This window comes from Agrobacterium sp. LR_9, from assembly GCF_041954855.1.
In the GTDB taxonomy this organism is placed as follows: Bacteria; Pseudomonadota; Alphaproteobacteria; order Rhizobiales; family Rhizobiaceae; genus Agrobacterium; species Agrobacterium leguminum.
The window spans coordinates 1-3,149 of the sequence record NZ_JAVAYA010000054.1 but is presented as its reverse complement, the minus strand read 5'-3'; the positions used below and the strand labels follow the sequence as shown (position 1 = coordinate 3,149).

Here is a 3,149-nt window from a genome sequence, read left to right as displayed (position 1 = left end):
AGACAAATCGTCCTCCTTCGGCCTGCAGCTCTCCCTGTCCTCGATCGGCTTCGATATCGGCAAGTCGAAGGGCTATGACGAGACGCTGACGAATGCCTCCATCACCGCCGCCGGCAATGTCTCGCTGACATCGGGCCGCGATACGGCGCTTCTGGGCGGCAACATCATCGGCAGGACGGTCGATCTCGATGTCGGGCGCGATCTCACCATCCTCTCGCCGCAGGCTCAGGGCTGGCGGGACGGCTTCTCCTTCGGTCTGACGGTTGGCGTCAACCCCGCCGACTGGAGCGTTCGCGGCTCGAAGGAGGACGGTTTCAAGGCATGGTCCTCCGGCTCGGGGATTGTCGCGGCACAGGGCATCGACATCAAGGTTGCCGAAGACACCACGCTGGTCGGCGCGCTGCTTCAGGCGACCGATGGCGATATCAGCCTCGATACCGGCACACTGACGGTGGCCGACCTGAAGGATACCGACCAGTACAAGAACGTTGGCGGGTCTATCGGCATCAGCGGCGGTGGGCTGAACTCCGTCGGTTTCTCTTATGAGAAGAAGGACAAGCAGGGCGAGACCCGCACGACGCTCGATGCCTCCGGTGAATTGAATGTCACGATTCGTGATGCCGACAAGGATGGTGTTGCCGGAACGGAAGCGGACAAGGCTGCCGCCGAGGAGCTTCTCGCCTCCATCAACAAGGATGCCTCGAAGTATCAGGAAATCACCAATGACAGCTACACCAAGCTGTCGGGTGAGCTTGATGTTCAGAACCTGATCGAGTTTGGCGATAACATCAAGGCGATCCAGAACTATCAGCGAGCCCAAAATGCGCTGGCTCCGGGAGAGATCGCGGCTCAGGGTGGCCGGGCTGTCGATGTCTGGCGCAAAATGATCATCAATGGTGCGTCACCGGAAGAAGCAACAGCGCTTGGTAAGAGCGATCTTTTTGCGTCAACGGTCTCGATGCTAGAAAGCCATGATTCTGCCCTGCGGCACTACGGCTCGGAGGCTGCGATTCCCGTTTCCGTTCGTCAGGCAATAGCGCTTGGTCAGCTTGTTCTCTTCGGCCAAGCTGCCGGTGATGCAGGAGTGCGGATTTCTGTTTCATGCGGCACATTCGGGACATGCAGCGTCGAGTTAGCAGAATTCGAGGCGTCGCTTGCTAACAACGTCGAGGCGGTCAATGAGCAACTTGCGCTGGTGCGGAAAGGGTTTGTTTCGGCAATCATCGACAGCAGCAGCCCTCTGGCGGCGGCCTATGTCGCGTTTCAGGCGCTCCTTCAATGTGTCGAGGGCGACCCCACTGGCGGAGCAGAGGATTTGCTTGCAGCCTATAGAGGTAACCAGACGCTTGTCCACTCCATGCTGCGGCAAGCGGAAGGTCAGGCAAGCGCATCGAGTGTCATTTCCGCCCTTCTTGATTTCGAGCAGGATCGTAACGGGACTGTATTCGCTGAAAGCTTTACAGGCGCCACACGCGCAATGACCACGGCAGAGCTCGTAGTTGTCGGTACTATTATTACCACAGTAGCTGTCGGCGGGATTACTATTGCTGTCGCGCCTGAGCTTGTTGCGATCGTAAAATTGTGCGGTATTAGCCCAGCATGTTATACTGCTGCAGGAGTCCCTGTTCAAACCATCGGTATAACGGCTGGGGAAATCGCGGCGGGAGATGCCCTCGGCGGCGGGACGCTGGTAGTAGGTGCCGGTGCGATCGCAAAAGCGGACGATATTGCTGACGCGTTGCGGCTCCGGCAAAGTGCGGAAAACATCGCGACAGGAAGACGTCTGAATAGCCAACTGATCGGGCTGGAGGTTGCAAGCGGCCATGCGTTTGAGAAGCACTTGCTGGGCGGAGAGTTTGCTGATTTGGGTATAACCACACGAAGACAATTTCAGGATTTCGTTGAAGGAATCGTATCCAATCCAGCAGTTGATCGTCGATACACTAAAGATGGAACAGTTTTTTATCTGGATCACAAAACTAGAACGGTTGTCATAAGTGGACAGAGAGGGGAAGCAACCGCATTTAGACCCGAATTCGATGTAGGGTGGGATACCTACATCAATTCCTCAAGTGTTCCGAAAAATAAACTGCCGCTGGAGCATGATTCAGTACCGAACGGGAGAACTTACTGAAATGACAAAGTTATTCGAGTTAGGTCTCACTGAAGAGGAGATACTATATATCGTGGCTGCGAGCTTTACTGTTATTCAGCATGTCCCAAAGAAATCTTTACCAACTTACACTGGGTTTACAGACGATGAAATCCGTCGATTTATAATAAAAGTCGAAGATTTTATTCATTCAAACGGTATAGAAAGATAAAACTTGTCGTAGATTCTTGATACATGTTTGACAAAAATATTTTGAGCAAGGAACCTTGCGAAGATATAAGCCGAGCGCTCAAAGGTCCAGTCGCTGGTTGGCGATGTCTCGATCCTTGCCGGTTACAGCGTATGCGACGGCGGCAGCCTGTGCGCGAAGGGAACCGCTCCTGGCGATGTTCTTCTGAACGGCGCGCTGGTCAGCGCCTTCGACAAGCTCTCGATCGACGCCACCGGCAAAATCGACATGGGTGTCGTCAGTGAGGAAGTTCATAACCGCTACAAGGAATGGGGTTTCAAGGGGCTAGGCTGGGGTTCGGTCAAGCAAGCGTGGAACGATGTCGATACGACCGTCACCCGGCTTTCGGGCAATGACGTCTCGCTCAATGCCAAGGGTCCGATCACCGGAACGGGCGTGAAGATTGCTGCCGTCAACGACCTTCTGATGAAGACCGATGACACGATCCGGCTGGAAGCGGCGCAGGATGCGCTTTATTTCACGGAGAAGGGTTTTTACGTCGGGCTGAGCTTCCCGGGATCGGCCGGCATAGACGCCGCACTGAAGGGCGGCTCCGGCGGACAGATCCTGTCCGGCCTTGCCGGCATCAATCCCATCACCGCCAAACTCGCAACGCTTGCCAATGCCGACAATGGACTTGCGGCGGGGCTGGCTGCCGTCAATCTGGCGACCACAGGTGCTTCCGTTTTCGGGAAGCCAGCGTCCGAACTCAGCAAATTGGGTATCGATGGCGGTGGTGCGGCGGTTGGCAAAGGATTAAACGACCGCCTCAATCCGCTATCGCAATTCACTGATGAAAACGGCAAC

General features: G+C 55.4%; 3 protein-coding genes. 2 read left to right on the top strand and 1 reads right to left on the bottom strand.

The features are described 5' to 3' along the window. Window positions 1–2,134: hemagglutinin repeat-containing protein (locus RAC79_RS25495; RefSeq protein WP_374997689.1), on the top strand; the 2,134-nt coding region annotated here is incomplete at its 5' end. A 268-nt stretch (window positions 2,135–2,402) separates the two neighbouring features. On the opposite strand, the gene RAC79_RS25490 is transcribed toward RAC79_RS25495, so the two are convergent. Next, entirely contained in the window at window positions 2,403–2,597 is a 195-nt protein-coding gene (locus RAC79_RS25490; RefSeq protein ID WP_236774857.1) for a hypothetical protein, read from the bottom strand. On the opposite strand from RAC79_RS25490, the gene RAC79_RS25485 reads away from it, so the two are divergent. Then, a partial coding sequence (locus tag RAC79_RS25485; RefSeq protein WP_374997688.1) for a hypothetical protein occupies window positions 2,571–3,149 on the top strand: 579 nt, incomplete at its 3' end. The two genes, RAC79_RS25490 and RAC79_RS25485, sit on opposite strands and share 27 nt — an antisense overlap.

Coding starts and splice junctions, on each gene's coding strand:
- RAC79_RS25490 (WP_236774857.1), bottom strand. CDS start 2,597: ATGAACTTCCTCACTGACGACACCCATGTCGATTTTGCCGGTGGCGTC.